Genomic DNA, 20,812 nt, shown 5'->3' with positions numbered 1-20,812 from the left:
GGACGCCGAAAGCGGCATCCCTTTTTATCATTCAAATGACCATAAATCCGTTGATAAATAACGTTCTCCCGTATCGGCCGTCATACAGATGACGATCTGTTCGGAAGGGAGGCGTTTTGCGGTTTCAATGGCGGCGAAGCAGGCGGCGCCTGAAGACGGGCCGACGAGTATACCTTCTTCCCGGGCCAGACGGCGTGTTGTCGTATACGCATCTTCATCAGATATTTTCATGATTTCATCGTAAACGTCCTGATTCAGTATGCCGGGAATAAATCCGGGGCTTGTCCCGACAAGCTTATGGGCTCCGGGTTTTCCGCCAGACAGGACGGGAGATCCCGCGGGCTCGGCGACATGAACAATCATATCCGGGAAAAGCTCCTTCAGCGTTTCTCCGGTTCCGGTAATGGTTCCGCCCGTTCCCGCCGTTGCCACAAAAGCACCGAGCGGTCTGTTGAGCTGCTGAACGGCCTGATAGATTTCAATGGCGGTCGTTTTTCGGTGGGCATCTGGATTTGCGCCGTTATCGAATTGCATCGGGATAAAACTTCCCGGAATCTGTTCGGCGAGTTCTTTCGCTTTTTTGATGCTTCCGGGCATTCTTTCCGCCCCCGGTGTTAACACAACCTCCGCTCCGTACGCTTTCAGGAGGTTGATGCGTTCTTTCGTCATCGTGTCAGGCATGACGAGGATTGCCTTGTAGCCGCGCGCCGCCGCGTTCATCGCCAGGCCGATGCCTGTGTTGCCGCTTGTCGGTTCGATGATGACAGAGCCGGGTTTTAAATGCCCGCTGTTTTCCGCCTCAATGATCATATTGTAAGCCGCTCTGTCTTTGACACTGCCGCTAGGGTTAAACGATTCTAATTTTAAATAGACCTGTGCTGCATGTTCTGGCTGAAGGCGGTTGAGCTTTACGATCGGTGTGCCGCCGATCAGCTCCGCCGTGCTGTTTACGATTTTCAAGGCCGGCTCATTCCTTTCTGTATAAAACGTTCGGTACATAATATCCTATCATAATGAGCGGACAGGGTTCTCCTCTCCGCTTATCCGTTTTATAATAACACCATAACCAAAGAGGGGGAGATCCTCGTATGAAAGCTTCATTGCCGCATTATTTTATCGGCATTCCGATTCCGGCTGACATTGCTGAACCGATTTGGGAAGCAGCCAAAAAGGAGCCGGCGTTAACATTCAAAAAATGGGTGCACCCGCATGACTATCATATTACACTCATTTTTCTCGGAGCCGCGGATGAAGAACGGCTTGCGAAATTATCGTCTCTGCTCGCAGATGCTGCGTCGGCAGCGCAGCCGTTTACCGTACAGTTTCAGCATCTGGATATTTTCGGCGACCGCAGACAGCCGAGAGTGCTTCACCTTGAGCCCGAACGGAATGAACTGCTCTTTGATTTGCGGGAAAAAACAAAACAGGCTGTTTTGAAAGCCGGTTTTCAAGTGGAAAAACGGCCTTATCACCCTCATATGACGATGGCGCGGAAGTGGGCGGGAGACCGGCCGTTTCCTGACGATGTGCCGTTTGAAAGCGGCAGGGTGCAAAGTGCCGTCAGCCGGTTTTCCCTGTTTCAGACCCATCTTGACCGGTCGCCTAAATACGAAGAAATCGCACAGTTTCAATTGACATAAACAAATATTCGGAGTGGAGAAATCACATGGCACAGATCATCAAAATTCACGACTGCATATCCAGATATGAACTTGATCCATATCATTATATGAACCAGTTTATCCGGCTGAAGAAAGAACGCTTTGAGGCGCTTCTTGAAGCGTTTGACCGGATGACGGAAGAAAAAGAAACGGAAACGGCTGCAGGCGGGGAAACCGATCAAGCGCCGGGCAGGAAAAAATTTTCCTTAAAAAAGAGAAAAGAAGAAAATACGGCCGATATAAATGAAAAGAGGCACCAATGGTTTGATGAGCCGGAGGGAGAAGAGGCGCTGTTCGGGAATCTTCCGTCTCAAAAGTCTGAGCTCGCGCCTTTTTTCAAAGATCAGCTGTATGACTTTCAATTAAAATGGGCGAGCTCCACGCTTTCTCAAAAGTCTGAGCTTTCGCAGGCGGTCAAAGGGGACAGGATGTTAAAAATGCTGGCTCAAAAGCTGCCCGATTCCTATTTTGTGATGTATCATCCGGTTCTGCAAATTCAGCAGGCGTCCGTCGAACTGAGCATTATCATCATCTCGCCGCTGGAGATTTTCTGCGCTGCTTTTATGGAAGCGGAAGAGGACAGCGTATATATCGGATCAAAACACCGTTTTTGGGAAGAAAGAGGCTCCGGCAGCACACGCCAAGTATTGAATCCGGCTCTCAGCCTGCAGCGGACGGGCTCGGTCGTTTCGCAAATCGTAAAAGAAAAGCAGGCCGACATTCCCGTGCGGAAGCTTTTACTCAGCAGAACGTCTTATATTGATTACCCGGAGCCGCCGTACGGGCTGGAAATAGCTGATAAACGGACTGCCGCAGGGTGGCTGGAAAAGCAGCAGAAAAATACGGCGCCGATCAAGCACCACCAGCTGAAGGCGGCGAAGGCTCTTTTGTCTTACGGCTTGAGCGATTCAAGCCGGAGACAGGAATGGCTTGATTAAAGCGGACGTTTGCCGGCTGTCTCTTCATCTATGAAGCAGGTGAAAACAAACGATGAGTCAATGGTTTTTTATTATTAATCCGGTCTCAGGAGGCGGGCGGGGCCGGCGTGTCTGGAAATCAGTTCAAAAAGAGCTGACCAGGCGCGGGGTCAGCCACCGCTCTTTTTTGACCGGGCATCCCGGACATGCGGAGGTGCTGGCGAGACAGATTTCAATGATGCAGGATCATAAGCTTAAGCGGCTGTTCGTGATCGGCGGTGACGGGACGATGCATGAAGTCATTAACGGACTGAAAGGAACGGATCAGATTGAGCTGACCTTTGTGCCCGCCGGTTCGTACAATGACTTTTCCAAAGGGCTCGGTATTAAGAAGTCGGCGCTCCTCCAAGAAATCAAAAGTCTGCACCGCCCGCTCACACGGAAATTTTTTGCGGGAAACATCAACTTTTTTCATGACAAAGCGCAATCACTTTATTTTATTAACCACCTGTCTGTCGGCTTCGATGCCTCAGTTTTGAAGGCAGCCGCGAATTTTCCGTTATCGCGCGTTCTTCGGTTTTTGCGTCTCGGCTTTGTGATTTACCCGCTCGCGCATTTACATACGGCCTCGGGGTTTCAGCCGTTCAGATTTGTTTGCACGGCAGACGGCCAGAAGCGTGAATTCCGCAATGTCTGGTTTGTCATTGCGGCTAATCACCCTTATTACGGAGGCGGCATGAAAGCGGCGCCTTCAGCAAATCCCCGTCAAAACCATTTTGATATTGTCATTGCAGAAAACCTGTCCTTTTTCTCGCTGTATCGTTTTTTATGGGCGATGAGCTTCGGCCGGCATATCAAAATGGACGGAGTGACGATGATAAAGGGGAAGGAATTCGTTTTTGAAACAGATGGGAAAATTCCGTTTCACGCTGACGGCGAGCTGATCGGAACGACGCCGTTTCGGCTTATGCCGGGCGGTACGCCGTTGAAAATAAAAACATAATAAACAAATGAAACCCGTCAAATGTTTCACGGCAAAGAGCGGTTCGCGGCATAAATCTTCAGAATTCACAGGTGTTCTTGCTAGTTTTGCTTGACGAAGTTTGTGCTGTAGCGCTAAAATTTATAGGACGGCTATTGATTAGCATATGAGACTCTCAATAGCTGTCTTTTTTATTCTCATGAAATTGTTTATGACAGGCCGCTCCGCCAATAGAGAAAGGCTGGAGGCCTATTCTAAAATATTTTAAGAAATGATGGGTTGAACATTGATATGAACTGGTTGGGACAATTACTAGGTAGCGATTGGGAGATCTTCCCCGCCGGAGGAGCTACAGGAGATGCATATTATGCGAAACATAACGGCCAACAGCTTTTTTTAAAACGTAATAGCTCGCCCTTTTTAGCCGTGTTATCCGCCGAAGGCATTGTTCCGAAGCTGGTTTGGACAAAACGGATGGAAAACGGAGACGTCATTACGGCTCAGCATTGGATGGCGGGCAGGGAGCTGAAGGCAAAGGATATGAGCGGACGCCCGGTGGCTGAGCTGCTCCGCAAAATCCACACATCAAAAGCTTTGCTCGACATGCTGAAAAGATTGGGAAAAGAACCGCTTGATCCGGGCGCCCTTTTGTCGCAGCTGAAGCAGGCCGTCTTTGCCGTGCGGCAATTTTCGCCGCTTATTCAGGAAGGCCTTGCTTATTTGGAAGCTCATGTGGATCAGGTGCAATTCGGTGAAAAAGTCGTTTGCCATTGTGATGTGAATCATAATAACTGGCTTCTGTCTGAAGACAACCAGCTGTATTTAATAGATTGGGACGGCGCCATGATAGCTGATCCGGCCATGGATCTCGGCCCTTTATTGTATCATTACGTCGAAGAGCCAGCGTGGGACAGCTGGCTTGGGATGTACGGCATGAAGCTCACGGAAGGGCTTCGGCTGAGGATGGCGTGGTACATGTTATCGGAGACCATCACCTTCATCGCCTGGCACAAATCAAAAGGAAACGACAAAGCGTATCATGATGCCATGGAAGAGCTTCATGCCCTGATGAAGCGGATTGTCAAGTAGTCAGGAGTACGAATCCATCTGCTCCACCCATTGGGACAAATGGTTTTGGTGCTCCTGAATATGCGTGTCGATGGAATCGGCCGTGATGCCGGACTGGCTGTAGCGGTAGACATCCTCGAGCACGTTTTTTATATTTGAATCAAGCCCGGTGTTGGCCATCAGTGATTTGATGACGCGCTCCAGCTGTTCATACTCGGCAACCGTGCCGCAACAATCCAATTGATGGTCGGCCAATATGTCCTTTAATAACCGGACCTGATGTTCGCTTGTTAAGCCCATGATTCATATACACATCCTTTCTGTGTCATACATTGTGCAAAGCGGTGCGGTTTTATGCATCACATGAGTGTTCCGGACCGGGGAGCCTCTTTTTTTATGCAGCCGGCGCCTTTAAAAGGCGCTTGCGGCTCTTTATGTTTCATGGTATGTTGTTACTCGAAATTATAGATAGAGGTGTCAATCATATGAGAATGCGCCATAAACCTTGGGCGAATGATTTTCTGGCAGAAAACGCTGACATCGCCATCAGTGATCCGGCCCAGTATAAAGGGCGATGGAACACGGTCTTTGGCAATGACAACCCGATCCACATTGAAGTCGGTACGGGAAAAGGGCAGTTCATTTCAGGAATGGCCAAGCAGAATCCGGATATCAACTATATCGGGATTGAGCTGTTTAAAAGCGTCATCGTCACTGCCGTCCAAAAAGTTAAGGACAGCGGGGCTCACAATGTCCGTTTGTTAAATATAGACGCGGAAACACTGAATGACGTATTTGAACGGGGAGAAATCAAGCGCGTATATCTAAACTTTTCTGACCCGTGGCCGAAAAACCGTCACGAAAAGCGCCGTTTAACATTTAAAACGTTCTTGAAAAAATACGAAGAAGTGATGGGCGAAACAGGTGAGATTCATTTTAAAACCGATAACCGCGGTTTATTCGAATACTCTCTGAAAAGCTTTTCCGAATACGGCCTGCTTCTGACGGAAGTCAGCCTTGATCTGCACAACAGCGATCCGAAGGGCAATATTATGACAGAATACGAAGAAAAATTCTCCGCGCTCGGCCAGCCGATTTATCGGGCCGAAGTTGAATGGAGAACAAAAGGCAGACTCTGATGCGGGAGTCTGTTTTTTTATGCCGCCATTTGCTACCATTACATCAGGAGGGATCAAGATGGAGACATTGAATATTGGGAATATTTCATTAACATGGCTGGACGGCGGTGTAACGCATATGGACGGCGGAGCGATGTTCGGCGTTGTTCCGAAACCTTTATGGTCGAGAAAATACCCCGTAAATGACAAAAACCAGATTGAATTAAGAACAGACCCGATTCTGATCAGAAAAAACGGCCTGAATATATTGGTTGACGCGGGTATCGGCCGAGGGAAATTCTCAGATAAACAAAAAAGGAATTACGGCGTAACACAGGAATCCAATCTGAAACAATCTCTTCGTGACCTCGGGCTTTCCTGTGAGGACATTCATATCGCCGCGATGACCCATCTTCATTTTGACCATGCATGCGGCCTGACGGAGTACAGCGGAGAGGAGCTTGTCTCTGTTTTCCCGAATGCCCGCATTATCACTTCTGCAACAGAGTGGCGCGAAATGAGAAACCCTAATATCAGATCGAAAAATACATATTGGAGAGAAAATTGGGAGGCGATACAAGATCAGGTTGAAACCTTTGAGAACGAGTATCAGCTGACAGAAGGCATTACGATGCACCACACCGGCGGCCACAGCGACGGCCACAGCGTCATCGTCTTAGAAGACGGTGGGGAGACGGCTGTGCATTTTGCCGACCTGATGCCGACGAATGCGCATAAAAATCCGTTATGGGTGCTGGCCTATGATGATTATCCGATGACCTCTATTCCAGAAAAGCAGAAATGGCAGACGTTCGCGGCAGAAAAAGACGCCTGGCTGATTTTCTATCACGACGCGATTTACAGAGCGGTAAAATGGGGAGAAGACGGCGAAGTGGCTGCATCTGTCAAACGGGAGAGAAAATAAGCGGATCGATGATTTACCTGTATGAATTTCGGGAATAAAAGCAAACCTAAGACAAATTGCTTTGAAAGGAAGAGACAGGTGAATCAATTTCAAGTGACCAAAGATGGAGAAATCAAAACAACTCTGCGCGGATTAGAAGTGCTTTCTACGCCTTTTTTAAATAAAGGGGTGGCCTTTACACAGGAGGAAAGAAAGGAACTCGGGCTCGAGGGGTTTCTGCCGCCGAAAGTATTGACAATCGAAGAGCAGGCGAGGCGTGCCTACGAACAATTCAGTTCGCAGCCTGATGAGCTGAGCAAAAATGTGTACTTGACCGCTCTCCATGATCGGAATGAAACGTTATTTTACAGGCTGTTAAATGATCATTTAGGCGAAATGCTGCCGATCGTATATACGCCGACCGTCGGCACTGCGATCCAGCGTTACAGCCATGAGTACAGAAAACCCCGCGGTCTGTATTTGTCAATAGATGACCCTGAAGGAATGCGCGCCGCATTTCAGCAGTTCGGAAAAAATGAAAACATTGACTTAATCGTTGCGACAGATGCCGAGGGCATTCTGGGAATCGGTGACTGGGGCGTCGGCGGCATCGCCATTTCTGTCGGAAAACTTGCGGTGTATACGGCGGCGGCAGGAATTGATCCGTCACGAGTGCTTGCGGTCGTATTGGACGCGGGGACAAATCAGGAAAGCCTCTTAAATGACCCGCTGTATGTCGGAAACCAGCATTCAAGAGTGCGCGGCGAGAAATATGACCGCTTTATTGATGAGTATGTCTCGCTTGCCCGGGAAACATTCCCGAATGCGCTGCTTCATTGGGAGGATTTCGGTACGGCTAACGCCCGCGGCATATTAAAACGGTATAAAGATAAAGTCTGTACGTTTAACGATGACATTCAAGGAACGGGCGCGGTATCGCTTGCATCTGTTTTAGCGTGTGCAAAAGCATCAAAAGTGCCTTTAAAAGAGCATAAAGTCGTCGTCTTCGGCGCGGGAACGGCCGGTATCGGAATTGCTGAGCAGCTGCGCGAAGCCATGGTGCATGACGGATTAAGCGAAGAAGAATCCTACAGCCATTTTTGGTGTATCGACAGAAACGGATTGTTAACGGATGATATGAAGGACTTGCGTGATTTTCAGGTTCCGTACGCGCGCCCTGCTGATGAAGTGAAAGAGTACGGCCGCAGCGGTGAAGGCGGATCAATTGATCTGGCGGAGACGGTGCGTCAGGCCAAGCCGACGATTCTGATCGGCACATCCACCGTATCAGGCGCATTTACGGAAGAAATCGTCAAAGAAATGGCCTCGCATGTCAAACGGCCCGCTATTTTGCCGATGTCAAACCCGACGACATTATCAGAAGCAAAACCTGAAGATTTGATTAAATGGACAGAAGGCCGCGCGCTTGTCACTACGGGTAGTCCGTTTCCGCCTGTTGCGTATAACGGCGTTACCTACCATATCGGACAGGCGAACAACGCGCTCGTATTCCCGGGACTCGGACTCGGCACGATTGTGACAAAAGCAAGGCTCATTACGGACAATATGTTCGTTGCCTGCGCGAATGCCATCGCCGGTATGGTGGACGTCGGCAAGCCGGGGGCGCCGATGCTTCCAAAAGTGGAGGATCTCAGGACGGTATCGGCAACTGTGGCGGTAGCTGTAGCAAAAGCTGCGATTCAGGACGGTGTAGCGGAAACGGAACCCGAGGATCTGATCCAAGCGGTGCAGGACGCGATGTGGCACCCCGTATATAAACGAATTCGGCCGATGTAACCGAATAAAGCCCAAAACGCTGATGGTTTTGGGCTTTATTTTTTGCTTGTCCGAATTATGAGGCGACAGAATCAATGACATCGACAATCTGGCCTGTTTTTGCATTGACCATAACTTCATATTGCTCCAGTTCGCCGAATGCCGAACGTGTCACGCCGGTCTTGTATACCTGGATGGTTTCTCCGTTTACCTGGTAGGGCTCCGGCTCTGTGTAAATCCATGATCCGTCTATCGGCCCGCGCTGTTTAAAAGCCGCTTTCACGATACGGAGCGCTTTTTCTGAAGAGATATAAGGTTTCATCGCATACTTTTTCACTGCGATGGCAGCGCATAATCCGACTCCTGCACCTAAGAGAAAATGACGTAATTTCAATATGAAGCACCTCCAATTATGTCGTAGTTTTTATTATACAGAAGATGCCAGACGGTGTTAAGTAAAGCGTCGGTTTTCCAGCCCATTCAATCTGAGCGCTTGGAAAACGGTTGTTTTTCTAATAAAATAAAAGCATTACATAGAAATGAGGGGAAAATATGAATGAGGAAACGAAAACGCTTTTCCGGACGCTGACGCAGCTTCCCGGCGCACCGGGAAATGAACATCAGGTCCGCTCCTTTATGAAACGGGAGCTTGCGAAATATGCGGATGACATCGTGCAGGACAGACTCGGAAGTGTTTTCGGAGTAAGGCGCGGCGCTGAAGATGCGCCGACCGTTATGGTAGCCGGCCATATGGACGAAGTCGGGTTTATGGTAACGCAGATTACGGATAACGGCATGCTGAGATTTCAGACGCTCGGCGGCTGGTGGAGTCAGGTGCTGCTTGCCCAGCGCGTCGAGGTGCAGACGGATAACGGACCGATTATCGGCGTCATCTCAAGCATCCCGCCCCACATTTTAACGGATGCCCAGCGCGCAAAGCCGATGGAGATCAAAAATATGATGATTGATATCGGTGCCGATGACAGAGAGGACGCGGTCAAAATGGGGATCAGACCGGGACAGCAGGTCGTGCCTGTCTGCCCGTTCACCCCGATGGCCAACGAGAAGAAAATATTGTCCAAAGCGTGGGATAACCGCTACGGCTGCGGGTTAAGCATTGAACTATTAAAAGAGCTGCACGGAAAAGACCTGCCGAACAATCTGTACGCCGGGGCCACCGTTCAGGAGGAAGTCGGCTTGAGAGGGGCGCAGACAGCGGCCAACATGATTCAGCCTGATCTCTTTTTCGCGCTTGATGCCAGCCCGGCAAATGATATGAGCGGCGATAAGGAGCTGTTCGGCCGTCTCGGCGAGGGGGTGCTGCTCCGCATTCTCGACAGAACGACGGTCATGCACCGCGGGATGAGAGAGTTCGTCCTTGATATGGCGGAAACGCACAATATCCCTTATCAATATTTCGCTTCAGGCGGGGGAACGGATGCCGGACGGGTCCACATATCAAACAGCGGGGTTCCGTCTGCCGTCATCGGCATTTGTTCAAGATACATTCATACAAATGCCGCCATCATCCATGTCGATGATTATGCCGCGGCGAAAGAAATGCTCATTAAGCTGGTCATGGCGAGTGACAAACAGACGGTCGAAACGATCAGAGAAAATGTGTAAAAAAATAAGCAGGACCGCATAAAGGCGGCCTGCTTATTCTGTTTCAAATAAATAAGAGAGTGCTTTCATCGCTTGATTGACGGTTTCGACCGTGATATTCGCTTTTCCGGAAAGCTCTTTCAGCGGATGATGAAGTTCTTTCGGACGGATGAGAATGAGCGGCTTTCCTTTTGCGATGGCATAAGAAGCATCCATCGCGGTATTCCACTGCTTATATTTCTCGCCAAACAAGGCGATTACAAAATCGGCTTTTTCCATCAGCACCTCTGTACGGAAATTGTTGATATCAGAAGCTCTGGCGTCTTTTAAAACAGAATCGGGCTGCACGCCCATAATCTCTTCTCCGATATTGTCTGAGCGTTCATGGTTTTCCATCGGGCCGACAAACGTAATCGGCAGGTCCAGCGCTGTTGCTTTTTGTTTGATCTCGTCCCGCCAATCACTGTGGATTTCACCCGCTAAATACACGACAAACTGCATCTTTTGCCCCTCCTTATGTACATATTCATATTTTCGTACGGCTACAAGCAAAATGGTAAACGAAACTTGCTTGATAATGCAAATGAAATATGATAATGATATTGCATATAGTTGGTCTTGCCGTAAACAGTCTGGTATGATCCAATTGGACAAACATCAGCATATAAAAAACTCATAATCCAGATGGAGGAATGACAATGAAAAAGATTGAAAGCACGGAAGAATTGCAAAAAGCGGTACAAGACGATTGGGCGGTATTTATGTTTTCAGCGGATTGGTGCCCGGACTGCCGCTTTGTGGAGCCGTTTCTCCCTGAGCTGGAAGCGGACTTTCCTGAATTCACTTATTACTACGTAGACCGCGATCAATTTATTGATACATGCGCGGAATGGGAAATTTACGGCATTCCGAGCTTTGTTGTGTTTAACGGAGGAAAAGAAGTGAACCGCTTCGTCAGCAAAGACCGTAAAACAAAAGAAGAAATTGAGCAATTTTTAACCGATTCCCTTGCTAAAGCATAAAGGAGGCCACGGGCTTTGAAAATGACGTCAAGGAAGCTGGCGGATTTATTAAAACAGCGCCTGCAGCACGAGAACCGATCCTTCTTTTTTGACAGAGAAAAAGACACCCTCCGTGTTGAGGATCAAACGACCAAAAAAGGCATCACATTGGAGCTCCCGCCGATCATTGCGAAGTGGGAGACGAAAAAAGAAGAAGCGATCGACGAAATCGTCTACTATGTGTCAGAAGCAATGGAGGCGATGGAAGGCAGCGGACAGGAGATGTCCGGAAAGGAAGCCGGTATCTATCCGGTCATCCGCTCCACATCATTTCCCGATCAAACGAGCGACGGCATTCCCCTCGTGTATGATGACCATACGGCCGAAACGAGAATCTACTACGCGCTTGACCTCGGCAAGACGTACCGCTTAATTGACAGCCGTATGCTCGAGAAAGAAAACTGGACAAAAGAACGGATCAGGGAGACGGCGTCATTCAATCTCCGCTCTCTTCCTTCAGTAGTGAAACAGGATACGGTTGCGGACAATTATTTTTATTTTTTCAGGGCGAATGACGGCTATGACGCCAGCCGGATTCTCAATGATTCGATTCTTCATGAATACAAGCAGGCCGCTGAAGGCGAATTGGCGATTTCCGTCCCGCATCAGGATGTATTAATACTTGCTGACATTCGAAATGAATCGGGTTATGATATTTTAGGGCAAATGTCCATGAGCTTCTTTGCAAGCGGCACGGTGCCGATTACGGCCCTTTCATTTCTGTATAATGAAGGCAGACTGGAACCTGTGTTTATCATGGCGAAAAGCCGGCCGAAAAAGGATTAGAAAGGATTTTTCTTATGAACGCTTTTTACAATAAAGAAGGTGTGGGAGATACGCTTCTGATCTCTCTTAAAGATGCGGCACGCGAAGAAATTGCCTATGAAAGAGAAGGCGATGTCATCAGAATCTTTAACAAAGAAACAAAAGAAACGACGGGCTTTAACATTTTTAATGTGTCTTCTTATCTACAGATTGAGGACAACGGCCCCGTCGCTTTGTCTGAGACATTCGTTCAGGATGTGAATGAAATACTGAACAGAAACGGCGTTTCAGAAACGCTGACGGTTGACCTTTCTCCGAAATTTGTTGTCGGTCACGTTGAATCGAAAGAAAAACATCCGAATGCGGATAAACTGAATATCTGCCAAGTGAATGTGGGAGAGGAAACCCTCCAAATCGTTTGCGGCGCGCCGAACGTGGACAAAGGGCAAAAAGTCGTCGTCGCTAAAGTCGGCGCGGTGATGCCGAGCGGACTTGTGATTAAAGACGCTGAATTAAGAGGCGTTCCGTCAAGCGGCATGATCTGCTCCGCGAAAGAACTCGCTTTGCCGGATGCGCCGGCGGAAAAAGGGATTCTTGTTCTTGAAGACAGCCGCGAGGCCGGCGAAGCATTTCAATTCTAACTCCCATAAATAAGCGCACAGAATCGAATGATGTGAGAGAAAGCCGTTAAGCAGGCCTGCTTAACGGCTTTCTTCAGTTGGGAGCTTAATCTTTTCTGAGCCGCCCGGCAATGGTATACTAAATATCGTCCCAGACTACTAAAAAGGGAGTTAGAGAGTGATTAAACATGAGTTGGCTGAATAAATTTTTTGACTTATTTTTAGGTGAAAAAGAAGAAGAGCATGAACGTGAACCAAACACGCATGCCCAAATCCCGAAACAGCAGATACCGGATCAGCCAGAAGGCAAATTCACGCGCATGGAAGATCCTAAAATATATTACGAATATCCGAAAGGGAATTTCCGCTTCCCTGTCGTTCCGGACGGCTATAAGCGAACGGAGCAAAACCAAAGACAGCGGGAAAGGCACGAACGCCGCCAGCCGTCCCGGGATTATGCCGCCGGGAAGGAGCAAACCGAGCGGAAACAGCATACACATAAAGAGCCTGATACGGTGAAAAAGCCCTTTAAACCGTCATCCATTCCTTCACCGGTTTACGGCTTTCAATCTCAGCACAGCATAAAAAAAGCGCCTATATCCGAAAAGCGGCGTGAAGAGAACGTAACATTGCTGTCAGAGGAGCAATTTGTTCCGCCAAAAGCCGGTCAGGAAACGGAAAAAGAGCCCGTCTTCACAACATCCGGCATAACAAAACAGACGAATGACCGGCCAGAACCGTTTGCGAAACAAGAAACGGAAGAAATCCCGGTCTTTAAAAAAGAGGAGCTTCACACCGAGGCTGAGAATGCAAAAGAGCAAGTGTTTGCAGCAGCAGAACCGCAGCAGACTGAAGAGCGGGAGCACACGGAAAGCGCGGAGTCTGCCGGCTTTACAGAAGAACAAGAGCATGAACAAACCCGCCCGCAGCCTATTAAAGAGCCTGAGTATGAAGTATCCCGAACGGCTGAAAACACAGAGGAACAAGCGGCGCCGCAGGAGGAATATCAGGAGCCTGAGCCGGAAAAAGCACCGCCTTTTGAAACCGCAGAAGAACCGGTGTATACATACACAGAACCCGGATACGATGAGGAAGTTCAGCCGCAGTCTGAAGACAAGCCCGAATCAGCTGAAACCGACGCGGAACAGGAAACAGACTCGCAGCCTGAGTACAATGAAGTCACGCGGCATTCAGACCCCGAGCCTGAACCTGCAAGCATCGAGACTGCCGATGCCCCGTCCCGGCCTGCCGAAGAAAAAACGGAGCATCACGGACAGCCTCAGCCTGTGAAAAAAGCGGAGCGGCCGAAAGAGCGCAATGTTCCGTTTAACGTCATGATGCTTAAAAGTGATAAACACAAGCAGACGAAGACGTCAGAGGGCGGAGCGAGCTATGCCTTTCCGAATCTGTCGCTTTTGGACGTACCGCCGGCGCAAAGACATGACGACCAATCCTGGATTGAAGAACAGCGCGAGCTTTTAAACGTTACACTGAAAAACTTTAATGTGCGCGCCCAAGTCGTTCATGTCACACAAGGCCCGTCCGTCACACGTTTTGAAGTGCATCCTGAGCCCGGAGTGAAAGTAAACAAAATTACAAACTTAGCAGATGATATTAAACTGAGCCTGTCTGCCAAGGATATTCGGATTGAGGCGCCGATCCCCGGTAAAAACACGATCGGCATTGAAGTTCCGAACCGCGTAAGCAAAGTCGTTGATTTAAGGCAGATGATCAGAAGCGCCGCTTTCAGGACGAATCCGTCTCCGCTTACAGCCGCGCTCGGTGTCGATATTTCCGGAAACCCGGTCGTCATTGATTTGAAAAAGATGCCGCACGGGTTGATAGCGGGTGCGACAGGATCGGGAAAAAGCGTCTGCATCAATACCATTTTGGTCAGTCTGCTTTATAAGGCGGATCCGAGTGATGTCAAAATGCTTCTGATTGATCCGAAAATGGTCGAGCTTGCGCCTTATAACCAAATTCCGCATTTGGTCAGCCCCGTCATCACGGACGCCAAAGCCGCGACCGCCGCGTTAAAATGGGTTGTGGAAGAGATGGAACGGCGATATGAACTGTTTGCCCATTCGGGTGTGAGAGATATCGGCCGCTTTAATGAATTAACCGCCGATCATAAGACAGGCGAAAAGCTTCCGTACCTCGTAGTGGTCATTGATGAGCTTGCTGATTTAATGATGGTTGCGCCGAACGATGTGGAAGAAAGCATTGCCAGAATCGCGCAGAAAGCGAGAGCCTGCGGCATTCATCTGCTTGTCGCGACACAGCGTCCGTCTGTCGATGTCATTACCGGAATGATCAAGGCAAACATACCGACGAGGATTGCATTCTCCGTCTCAAGCCAGGTAGATTCCAGAACAATCATCGACATGGCGGGAGCGGAAAAGCTGCTTGGAAAAGGCGACATGCTGTACTGGGAAAACGGTACCGGAAAACCGGTGCGCCTGCAAGGCAACTTTGTATCCGACAGAGAAATTGACCGCGTCGTCTCTCATGTCAGAAAGCAGCTGCCGCCTTCTTATTTGTTTGAACAGGAAGAACTGATCAGGCAGGGAACCGCCCTCAAGGAAGAAGACGAACTGTTTCCTGAGGCGTGCCAATTCGTCGTGGAGCAAAACAGCGCCAGCACCTCAAGCCTTCAAAGAAGGTTCAGAATCGGTTATAACCGCGCCGCGAGGCTGATTGACATGATGGAAGCCGAAGGCATGATCTCAGAAGCGAAGGGCAGCAAACCCCGTGAAGTGCTGATTACGGCCGCTGACATTGCTCAAGAATAAGAATATCGTTCATTTTTCTCACAAACATGGTATGATAGTGGATGGACCATCAAAACTGCATCACTGTCACGCGCTGAAATATCATGCGGCAGGTTTAATCAAAAAGAAAGTTACAGATACTGACGATAACGTAAAAATAAATGGAAGCGCCGCTGTGCGGGCTTTTTGCCCGCGGCGGTCGCAAAATGAAATGAGCGTCATATACTGGGGAACAGATAGACGTTTGTTGGAGGTACGATTATGACTGTTTATCATTTTGTTGGAATAAAAGGGACAGGTATGAGCCCGCTTGCTCAAATCCTGCATGATACAGGGTATCAGGTGCAGGGATCGGATATCGAGAAGCAGATTTTCACTCAGGCTGCCCTTGAAAAAAGAAATATCCCGATCTATCCGTTCAGCGCCGATAACATCAAACCGGGCTTAACGGTAATCGCCGGAAACGCATTCCCTGATTCTCATCCGGAAATCGCAAAGGCGCTCGCTGAAGGGATTCCTGTCATCAGATATCATAAATTTTTAGCTGAATATATGAAAAAATACACAAGTGTCGCGGTAACGGGCGCACACGGCAAGACGTCCACAACGGGCCTCTTGGCACACGTGATGCAGCAGGCGAAGCCGACTTCGTTTCTTATCGGGGACGGAACGGGCAGAGGAAATGAAAGCAGCGAATACTTTGTATTTGAAGCCTGCGAGTACCGCCGTCATTTCTTAAGCTATCAGCCTGATTATGCGATTATGACGAATATTGATTTTGACCACCCTGATTATTTCGCCAACATTGACGATGTGTTTGATGCTTTCCAAAACATGGCGCTTCAAGTCAACAAAGGCATCATTGCCTGCGGTGATGACGAGTACCTGCCGAAAATTCACGCCAATGTGCCTGTCGTGTATTACGGCACGGGAGAAGAAAATGATTTTCAAGCGAGAAACATCGTGAAAAATACGGAAGGCACGACATTTGACGTCTTTGTCCGCAATACGTTTTACGATACGTTCTACATCCCGGCATACGGGCATCACAATGTCCTCAATTCCTTAGCGGTCATTGCAATCTGCCACTATGAAGAGATAGACGTGAACATGATTAAGCGCGGACTTGAATCATTCGGCGGCGTCAAACGCAGATTCAATGAAAAAGTGATCGGCAGCCAGGTATTGATCGACGACTACGCCCACCATCCGACTGAAATCAAAGTCACGATTGAGGCGGCGCGCCAAAAATATCCCGAACGTGAAATCATCGCGGTATTTCAGCCGCATACGTTTACACGGACGCAATCATTCCTTGATGAATTCGCAGAAAGTTTAAGCGCGGCCGATCGCGTGTATCTGTGCGACATTTTCGGCTCTGCCCGCGAGAACGTCGGCAAGCTCACGATCACGGATCTTCAGGAAAAAATCGATAACTCAGAACTCATTGAAGAAAATGACACATCCGTGTTAAAAGCGCATGAAGGTGCAGTCCTGATCTTCATGGGCGCCGGAGACATTCAAAAATATATGAGAGCCTATGAAAACGTCATAGCGTAACGAAAAAGCAGTGGGGCTCTCACTGCTTTTTTGCGCGTGCTGCAAAGGGATTTACCGAGAAACGGAGAAATAGTATACATACAGATCTTTCATATATGTTTATCATTTTAAGAATTGGGTATATACCACTATATCCTGCATTAAGGAGGTATTAGATGATCATCATTCTTTACTTAAGCGTTGCACTCATTGCCGTTGCATTTCTCATCCTCGTCATCTATCTGTCCAAAACATTAAAGTCCGTGCAGATGACTTTAACAAACGTTGCCTCGACTTTAGACGGCCTTGAAGGGCAGATGAAAGGCATTACCGCAGAGACAACCGAGCTGTTACATAAGACAAACCGTCTCGCGGAAGACATTCAGGAAAAGTCAGAGAAATTAAATACGGTTGTCCATGCTGTCCAGGAAGTGGGAACTTCCGTCCAGCAGTTTAATACATCCATAAAGCAGGCAGCAGGTTCCGTTACGGCCTCTGTAAGAGAGAATCAGGATAAGATCAGTCAGGTTGTCACCTGGAGCCAGGCCGCTATGGAAATATGGGACAAGTGGAAGCAAAAGAAAAAAACATCGCTTTAATCATAAGAAAAATCCACTAAGGAGGAATCATAATGAGCAAAGATGGAATCAATAGTAAGGATTTTTTAATCGGAACGCTGATCGGGGGAATTATCGGCGCGACAACGGCGTTGTTTCTGGCGCCTAAATCAGGTAAGGAGCTGCGCGACGATCTCGGCAGTCAGGCTTCTGCGTTAAAGGATAAGACGGACAGAATGACGGCCGACGCGAAAGAAAAAGGCTCTCAATATGTCAGCATCGCCAAAGACAAAACATCTAATATCACCCAGCTGGTAGCTGATCAGTCAGGCCAGATTATGAATAAAGTGAAGGATTTAAAAGACCGTTCTAAGAGCACACTAACCGAGAAAGCCGAAGAGACGAGAAGCGAAATGCAGGACACGGCCCAAAGCATCAAGGCCGAAGCGGAAGACGCCGGGGAAAAAGCCGGTCAGGCAAATCGCTGATCTTCAATAAGGAGAGATAACCGACATGACAAAACAGCTGATATCGTCTGAAGAAGAGTTCAAAAATGCCGCTGAGAAAGAAAACACGCTCGTGTTTTTGAAACACAGCACAACCTGCCCGATCAGCCAAGCCGCGTTTCAGGAGTTTGACGCCTTTGCATCGGAGCATTCGGAAGTGCCTTCTTATTACCTGCAGGTGCAGGACAGCCGGCCGCTTTCAAACTATATCGCCGAGACATACGGCGTGAAACATGAAAGCCCGCAAGTATTCGTCATTGCAAACGGCGAAGTGAAATGGCACGCGTCTCATTCACAAATCACAAAAAACGCAATAGAGCAGCACCTTTCATAATTGCTGGCCGCCGGTTGATACCGGCGGTTTTTTTTTTGAAAAAAACTATTGATCATTTCAGCCGGATCATGTAGGATATCAATATATACTGCTTCAACGCATAAAAGCTTAAAAGCGTTTTGGTGATAAAGTCGAATGTGAAAAAATTTATTATTTCATATTCCTATTTTCGCATAACTGTAGTAAGATGCATGTTAACCATTAAAATAAAACATAGCATAGAAGGGATGAAAAAGATGAGCAACAAGGAATTAGAGAGCCTAAGACAGCAGGCAGACGCACTAAACTTAGAAATCCTTAAATTAATCAATGAACGCGGAGCCGTTGTAAAAGAAATCGGTAAAGCAAAGGAAGCACAGGGTGTCAACCGATTTGACCCTGTCAGAGAGCGTACAATGCTTAACCGCATTATTGAAAGCAATGACGGCCCATTTGAAAACTCAACGATCCAGCATATTTTCAAAGAAATTTTCAAAGCCGGACTTGAACTTCAAGAAGAGGATCACAGCAAAGCGTTGCTCGTCTCCCGGAAGAAAAAAGCAGAAGATACGATCGTTGACATTAAAGGTGAAAAAATCGGTGACGGCGATCAGAGATTCATCGTCGGACCTTGTGCCGTAGAAAGCTATGAGCAGGTTGCCGAAGTAGCGGCCGCAGCGAAAAAACAAGGCATTAAAATCCTGCGCGGGGGCGCGTTTAAACCCCGCACAAGTCCGTATGATTTCCAAGGTCTCGGCGTAGAAGGCCTGCAAATTCTTAAACGTGTCGCTGATGAATATGACCTCGCGGTGATCAGTGAAATCGTAACGCCCGCCCACATTGAGCAAGCGATTGATTACATTGACGTCATTCAGATCGGCGCGCGGAACATGCAAAACTTTGAATTGCTGAAAGCCGCCGGTTCCGTTAAAAAGCCGGTATTGTTAAAACGCGGTCTTGCCGCAACAATTTCAGAGTTCATCAATGCAGCTGAATACATCATGTCACAAGGAAACGACCAAATCATTCTTTGTGAGCGCGGTATCAGAACGTACGAAACGGCAACGAGAAACACACTCGACATTTCTGCCGTGCCGATTTTGAAACAGGAAACTCACTTGCCGGTGTTTGTTGACGTCACACATTCAACAGGCCGCCGCGATCTCCTGCTTCCGACAGCAAAAGCGGCGCTTGCGATCGGCGCTGACGGCGTGATGGCCGAAGTTCACCCTGATCCTTCCGTTGCCCTTTCAGACTCTGCGCAGCAGATGGATATACCTGAATTCGAGAAATGGCTGAACGAATTAAAGCCAATGCTGAAAGTAAAAGCATAATACAACGTTCCGCTCTTTAAAGGCCGCCACGCGCGGCTTTTTTTCGTATCTTCATTTTATTTAATTATAAAATGAAAGTGAACGTTTTCATCACTGGGAAAAACGTGTATAATTTCATGAGAGATATTTAAATTTGATGAATAATGAAAAATAATGTACACTACTGACTTACGCTTACAATCATAAACGACAGAATGCGAAATCGTACGACATTTCTTTACATAAAGTGTTTATGCTATAGATAAGGATAAGTGTATCCAGTAAAAGGAGTGGTTTCAGTGAGCAACATTACGATATACGATGTGGCCAGAGAAGCAAATGTCAGTATGGCGACTGTTTCCCGCGTCGTGAACGGCAACCCGAATGTAAAACCGACGACCAGAAAAAAAGTATTGGAAGCCATTGATCGGCTCGGCTATCGCCCGAATGCGGTGGCAAGAGGGCTTGCAAGCAAAAAAACGACTACGGTCGGCGTCATCATCCCTGATATCTCAAGCATTTTCTACTCTGAACTTGCGCGTGGAATTGAAGATATCGCGACGATGTACAAATATAATATTATTTTAAGCAACTCGGACCAAAATCTTGAGAAAGAACTGCATCTGTTAAATACGATGCTTGGCAAACAAGTGGACGGTATCGTATTTATGGGCGGCAACATTACGGACGAGCATGTCGAAGAATTTAAGCGCTCTCCTGTGCCGATCGTCTTGGCGGCATCAGTGGAAGAACAGGGCGAGACGCCTTCTGTCGCCATTGATTACGAACAGGCGATTTATGATGCCGTTAAGCTTTTCATTGATAAAGGGCATCGCGATATTGCATTCGTCTCCGGACCGATGCAAGAGCCGATCAACCGTTCGAAAAAACTGCAAGGGTACAAACGGGCGCTTGAAGAAGCGGCGATTCCGTTTAATGAGCAATTCGTAGCGGAAGGCGATTACACCTATGATTCCGGTATGGAGGCGCTTCAAAGCTTGATGGGCCTTGACCGGAAACCGACGGCGATTCTTTCTGCGACGGATGAAATGGCCCTCGGCATTATCCATGCGGCCCAAGATCAAGGTCTTTCGATTCCTGATGATCTTGATATTATCGGTTTTGACAATACGAGATTGAGCCTGATGGTCCGCCCTCAGCTTTCAACAGTCGTGCAGCCTACGTACGATATCGGCGCCGTGGCGATGAGACTTTTGACAAAACTGATGAACAAAGAGCCGGTTGAAGAGCAGATCGTCGAATTGCCTCACCGCATCGAATTAAGACAATCAACCAAGTCATAAAAAAACGGAAAAGCAAGCTTCACTCTGAGGGG

22 protein-coding genes are annotated in these 20,812 nt (G+C 48.2%); 18 read left to right on the top strand and 4 right to left on the bottom strand.

Going from position 1 to position 20,812, the window contains the following annotated elements:
- Window positions 1-27 precede the first annotated feature (27 nt).
- Entirely contained in the window at window positions 28-999 is a 972-nt protein-coding gene (gene cysK / locus AC1RRX_RS09285; protein ID WP_020954278.1) for a cysteine synthase A, read from the bottom strand.
- Window positions 1,000-1,088: 89 nt separating this feature from the next.
- On the opposite strand from cysK, the gene thpR reads away from it, so the two are divergent.
- From thpR to AC1RRX_RS09265, 4 genes are all read left to right on the top strand, one after another.
- On the top strand, window positions 1,089-1,640 hold the full coding sequence (thpR, locus tag AC1RRX_RS09280; RefSeq protein WP_015418027.1) for an RNA 2',3'-cyclic phosphodiesterase: 552 nt from the start codon (window positions 1,089-1,091) through the stop codon (window positions 1,638-1,640).
- A gap of 26 nt (window positions 1,641-1,666) precedes the next feature.
- Window positions 1,667-2,599 carry a hypothetical protein gene (locus tag AC1RRX_RS09275; RefSeq protein WP_144464233.1) on the top strand — a complete coding sequence of 311 codons (933 nt, stop codon included), beginning with the start codon at window positions 1,667-1,669 and terminating at the stop codon, window positions 2,597-2,599.
- A 52-nt stretch (window positions 2,600-2,651) separates the two neighbouring features.
- Complete coding sequence (locus AC1RRX_RS09270; RefSeq protein ID WP_020956225.1) at window positions 2,652-3,581, top strand: YegS/Rv2252/BmrU family lipid kinase; 930 nt, start codon at window positions 2,652-2,654, stop codon at window positions 3,579-3,581.
- A 270-nt stretch (window positions 3,582-3,851) separates the two neighbouring features.
- Complete coding sequence (locus AC1RRX_RS09265; RefSeq protein WP_003152355.1) at window positions 3,852-4,649, top strand: phosphotransferase family protein; 798 nt, start codon at window positions 3,852-3,854, stop codon at window positions 4,647-4,649.
- Here AC1RRX_RS09265 and AC1RRX_RS09260 read toward each other — a convergent pair whose 3' ends face one another.
- Complete coding sequence (locus AC1RRX_RS09260; RefSeq protein ID WP_003152357.1) at window positions 4,650-4,928, bottom strand: YtzH-like family protein; 279 nt, start codon at window positions 4,926-4,928, stop codon at window positions 4,650-4,652.
- A 185-nt stretch (window positions 4,929-5,113) separates the two neighbouring features.
- Between AC1RRX_RS09260 and trmB the strand changes: the two genes are divergently transcribed.
- From trmB to AC1RRX_RS09245, 3 genes are all read left to right on the top strand, one after another.
- Window positions 5,114-5,767 carry a tRNA (guanosine(46)-N7)-methyltransferase TrmB gene (trmB, locus tag AC1RRX_RS09255; RefSeq protein WP_020956224.1) on the top strand — a complete coding sequence of 218 codons (654 nt, stop codon included), beginning with the start codon at window positions 5,114-5,116 and terminating at the stop codon, window positions 5,765-5,767.
- 58 nt (window positions 5,768-5,825) lie between these two features.
- Window positions 5,826-6,671 (top strand): YtnP family quorum-quenching lactonase, encoded by an 846-nt coding sequence (locus AC1RRX_RS09250; RefSeq protein WP_053103920.1) that lies wholly within the window; start codon window positions 5,826-5,828, stop codon window positions 6,669-6,671.
- 78 nt (window positions 6,672-6,749) lie between these two features.
- Window positions 6,750-8,447 (top strand): NAD-dependent malic enzyme, encoded by a 1,698-nt coding sequence (locus tag AC1RRX_RS09245; RefSeq protein ID WP_144464231.1) that lies wholly within the window; start codon window positions 6,750-6,752, stop codon window positions 8,445-8,447.
- A 55-nt stretch (window positions 8,448-8,502) separates the two neighbouring features.
- Here the strand turns inward: AC1RRX_RS09245 and AC1RRX_RS09240 are convergent, their stop codons facing one another.
- Entirely contained in the window at window positions 8,503-8,820 is a 318-nt protein-coding gene (locus AC1RRX_RS09240) for a PepSY domain-containing protein (RefSeq protein ID WP_003152366.1), read from the bottom strand.
- A 158-nt stretch (window positions 8,821-8,978) separates the two neighbouring features.
- On the opposite strand from AC1RRX_RS09240, the gene AC1RRX_RS09235 reads away from it, so the two are divergent.
- A complete protein-coding gene (locus tag AC1RRX_RS09235; RefSeq protein ID WP_003152370.1) occupies window positions 8,979-10,052 on the top strand; it encodes a M42 family metallopeptidase in 1,074 nt (357 codons plus the stop codon).
- 33 nt (window positions 10,053-10,085) lie between these two features.
- Here AC1RRX_RS09235 and AC1RRX_RS09230 read toward each other — a convergent pair whose 3' ends face one another.
- On the bottom strand, window positions 10,086-10,532 hold the full coding sequence (locus AC1RRX_RS09230; protein WP_014418659.1) for a YtoQ family protein: 447 nt from the start codon (window positions 10,530-10,532) through the stop codon (window positions 10,086-10,088).
- Window positions 10,533-10,729: 197 nt separating this feature from the next.
- Here AC1RRX_RS09230 and AC1RRX_RS09225 point away from each other — a divergent pair, with 197 nt between their 5' ends.
- The 10 genes from AC1RRX_RS09225 to ccpA all read left to right on the top strand — a co-directional run bounded on the left by AC1RRX_RS09225 (window position 10,730) and on the right by ccpA (window position 20,780).
- Entirely contained in the window at window positions 10,730-11,053 is a 324-nt protein-coding gene (locus AC1RRX_RS09225; RefSeq protein WP_003152373.1) for a thioredoxin family protein, read from the top strand.
- A 15-nt stretch (window positions 11,054-11,068) separates the two neighbouring features.
- The gene (locus tag AC1RRX_RS09220; protein ID WP_012118213.1) at window positions 11,069-11,878 is read left to right on the top strand and encodes a DUF1444 domain-containing protein; all 810 of its coding nucleotides are present in this window, start codon (window positions 11,069-11,071) and stop codon (window positions 11,876-11,878) included.
- Between the two features lie 14 nt (window positions 11,879-11,892).
- Entirely contained in the window at window positions 11,893-12,498 is a 606-nt protein-coding gene (gene ytpR, locus AC1RRX_RS09215; protein WP_022552814.1) for a YtpR family tRNA-binding protein, read from the top strand.
- Window positions 12,499-12,665: 167 nt separating this feature from the next.
- The gene (locus AC1RRX_RS09210) at window positions 12,666-15,269 is read left to right on the top strand and encodes a DNA translocase FtsK (protein WP_007408779.1); all 2,604 of its coding nucleotides are present in this window, start codon (window positions 12,666-12,668) and stop codon (window positions 15,267-15,269) included.
- Between the two features lie 240 nt (window positions 15,270-15,509).
- Window positions 15,510-16,808, top strand: a complete 1,299-nt coding sequence (gene murC / locus AC1RRX_RS09205; RefSeq protein WP_144464229.1) for a UDP-N-acetylmuramate--L-alanine ligase — start codon at window positions 15,510-15,512, stop codon at window positions 16,806-16,808.
- A gap of 155 nt (window positions 16,809-16,963) precedes the next feature.
- Window positions 16,964-17,386 carry a DUF948 domain-containing protein gene (locus AC1RRX_RS09200; RefSeq protein WP_007408777.1) on the top strand — a complete coding sequence of 141 codons (423 nt, stop codon included), beginning with the start codon at window positions 16,964-16,966 and terminating at the stop codon, window positions 17,384-17,386.
- 32 nt (window positions 17,387-17,418) lie between these two features.
- Window positions 17,419-17,832 (top strand): YtxH domain-containing protein, encoded by a 414-nt coding sequence (locus AC1RRX_RS09195; protein WP_003152380.1) that lies wholly within the window; start codon window positions 17,419-17,421, stop codon window positions 17,830-17,832.
- A 25-nt stretch (window positions 17,833-17,857) separates the two neighbouring features.
- Entirely contained in the window at window positions 17,858-18,184 is a 327-nt protein-coding gene (ytxJ, locus tag AC1RRX_RS09190; RefSeq protein WP_023357089.1) for a bacillithiol system redox-active protein YtxJ, read from the top strand.
- Between the two features lie 236 nt (window positions 18,185-18,420).
- On the top strand, window positions 18,421-19,497 hold the full coding sequence (locus tag AC1RRX_RS09185) for a bifunctional 3-deoxy-7-phosphoheptulonate synthase/chorismate mutase (protein ID WP_003152383.1): 1,077 nt from the start codon (window positions 18,421-18,423) through the stop codon (window positions 19,495-19,497).
- Between the two features lie 278 nt (window positions 19,498-19,775).
- Window positions 19,776-20,780 carry a catabolite control protein A gene (gene ccpA / locus AC1RRX_RS09180; RefSeq protein ID WP_012118209.1) on the top strand — a complete coding sequence of 335 codons (1,005 nt, stop codon included), beginning with the start codon at window positions 19,776-19,778 and terminating at the stop codon, window positions 20,778-20,780.
- Window positions 20,781-20,812 lie beyond the last annotated feature (32 nt).

It is taken from the genome of Bacillus sp. GW821-FHT11D08, from assembly GCF_058808515.1.
Note: the sequence above shows the minus strand (reverse complement) of the source record. Positions and strands in the feature narration are given on the sequence as shown.

Bases quoted from the DNA above. Each gene is read 5' to 3' on its own strand.
- cysK (WP_020954278.1), bottom strand. From the start codon at position 999: ATGTACCGAACGTTTTATACAGAAAGGAATGAGCCGGCCTTGAAAATC.
- AC1RRX_RS09225 (WP_003152373.1), top strand. From the start codon at position 10,730: ATGAAAAAGATTGAAAGCACGGAAGAATTGCAAAAAGCGGTACAAGAC.
- thpR (WP_015418027.1), top strand. From the start codon at position 1,089: ATGAAAGCTTCATTGCCGCATTATTTTATCGGCATTCCGATTCCGGCT.
- AC1RRX_RS09235 (WP_003152370.1), top strand. From the start codon at position 8,979: ATGAATGAGGAAACGAAAACGCTTTTCCGGACGCTGACGCAGCTTCCC.
- AC1RRX_RS09275 (WP_144464233.1), top strand. From the start codon at position 1,667: ATGGCACAGATCATCAAAATTCACGACTGCATATCCAGATATGAACTT.
- AC1RRX_RS09200 (WP_007408777.1), top strand. From the start codon at position 16,964: ATGATCATCATTCTTTACTTAAGCGTTGCACTCATTGCCGTTGCATTT.
- AC1RRX_RS09185 (WP_003152383.1), top strand. From the start codon at position 18,421: ATGAGCAACAAGGAATTAGAGAGCCTAAGACAGCAGGCAGACGCACTA.
- ytpR (WP_022552814.1), top strand. From the start codon at position 11,893: ATGAACGCTTTTTACAATAAAGAAGGTGTGGGAGATACGCTTCTGATC.
- ytxJ (WP_023357089.1), top strand. From the start codon at position 17,858: ATGACAAAACAGCTGATATCGTCTGAAGAAGAGTTCAAAAATGCCGCT.
- AC1RRX_RS09265 (WP_003152355.1), top strand. From the start codon at position 3,852: ATGAACTGGTTGGGACAATTACTAGGTAGCGATTGGGAGATCTTCCCC.
- AC1RRX_RS09210 (WP_007408779.1), top strand. From the start codon at position 12,666: ATGAGTTGGCTGAATAAATTTTTTGACTTATTTTTAGGTGAAAAAGAA.
- AC1RRX_RS09250 (WP_053103920.1), top strand. From the start codon at position 5,826: ATGGAGACATTGAATATTGGGAATATTTCATTAACATGGCTGGACGGC.
- trmB (WP_020956224.1), top strand. From the start codon at position 5,114: ATGAGAATGCGCCATAAACCTTGGGCGAATGATTTTCTGGCAGAAAAC.
- AC1RRX_RS09260 (WP_003152357.1), bottom strand. From the start codon at position 4,928: ATGGGCTTAACAAGCGAACATCAGGTCCGGTTATTAAAGGACATATTG.
- AC1RRX_RS09195 (WP_003152380.1), top strand. From the start codon at position 17,419: ATGAGCAAAGATGGAATCAATAGTAAGGATTTTTTAATCGGAACGCTG.
- AC1RRX_RS09230 (WP_014418659.1), bottom strand. From the start codon at position 10,532: ATGCAGTTTGTCGTGTATTTAGCGGGTGAAATCCACAGTGATTGGCGG.
- AC1RRX_RS09270 (WP_020956225.1), top strand. From the start codon at position 2,652: ATGAGTCAATGGTTTTTTATTATTAATCCGGTCTCAGGAGGCGGGCGG.
- murC (WP_144464229.1), top strand. From the start codon at position 15,510: ATGACTGTTTATCATTTTGTTGGAATAAAAGGGACAGGTATGAGCCCG.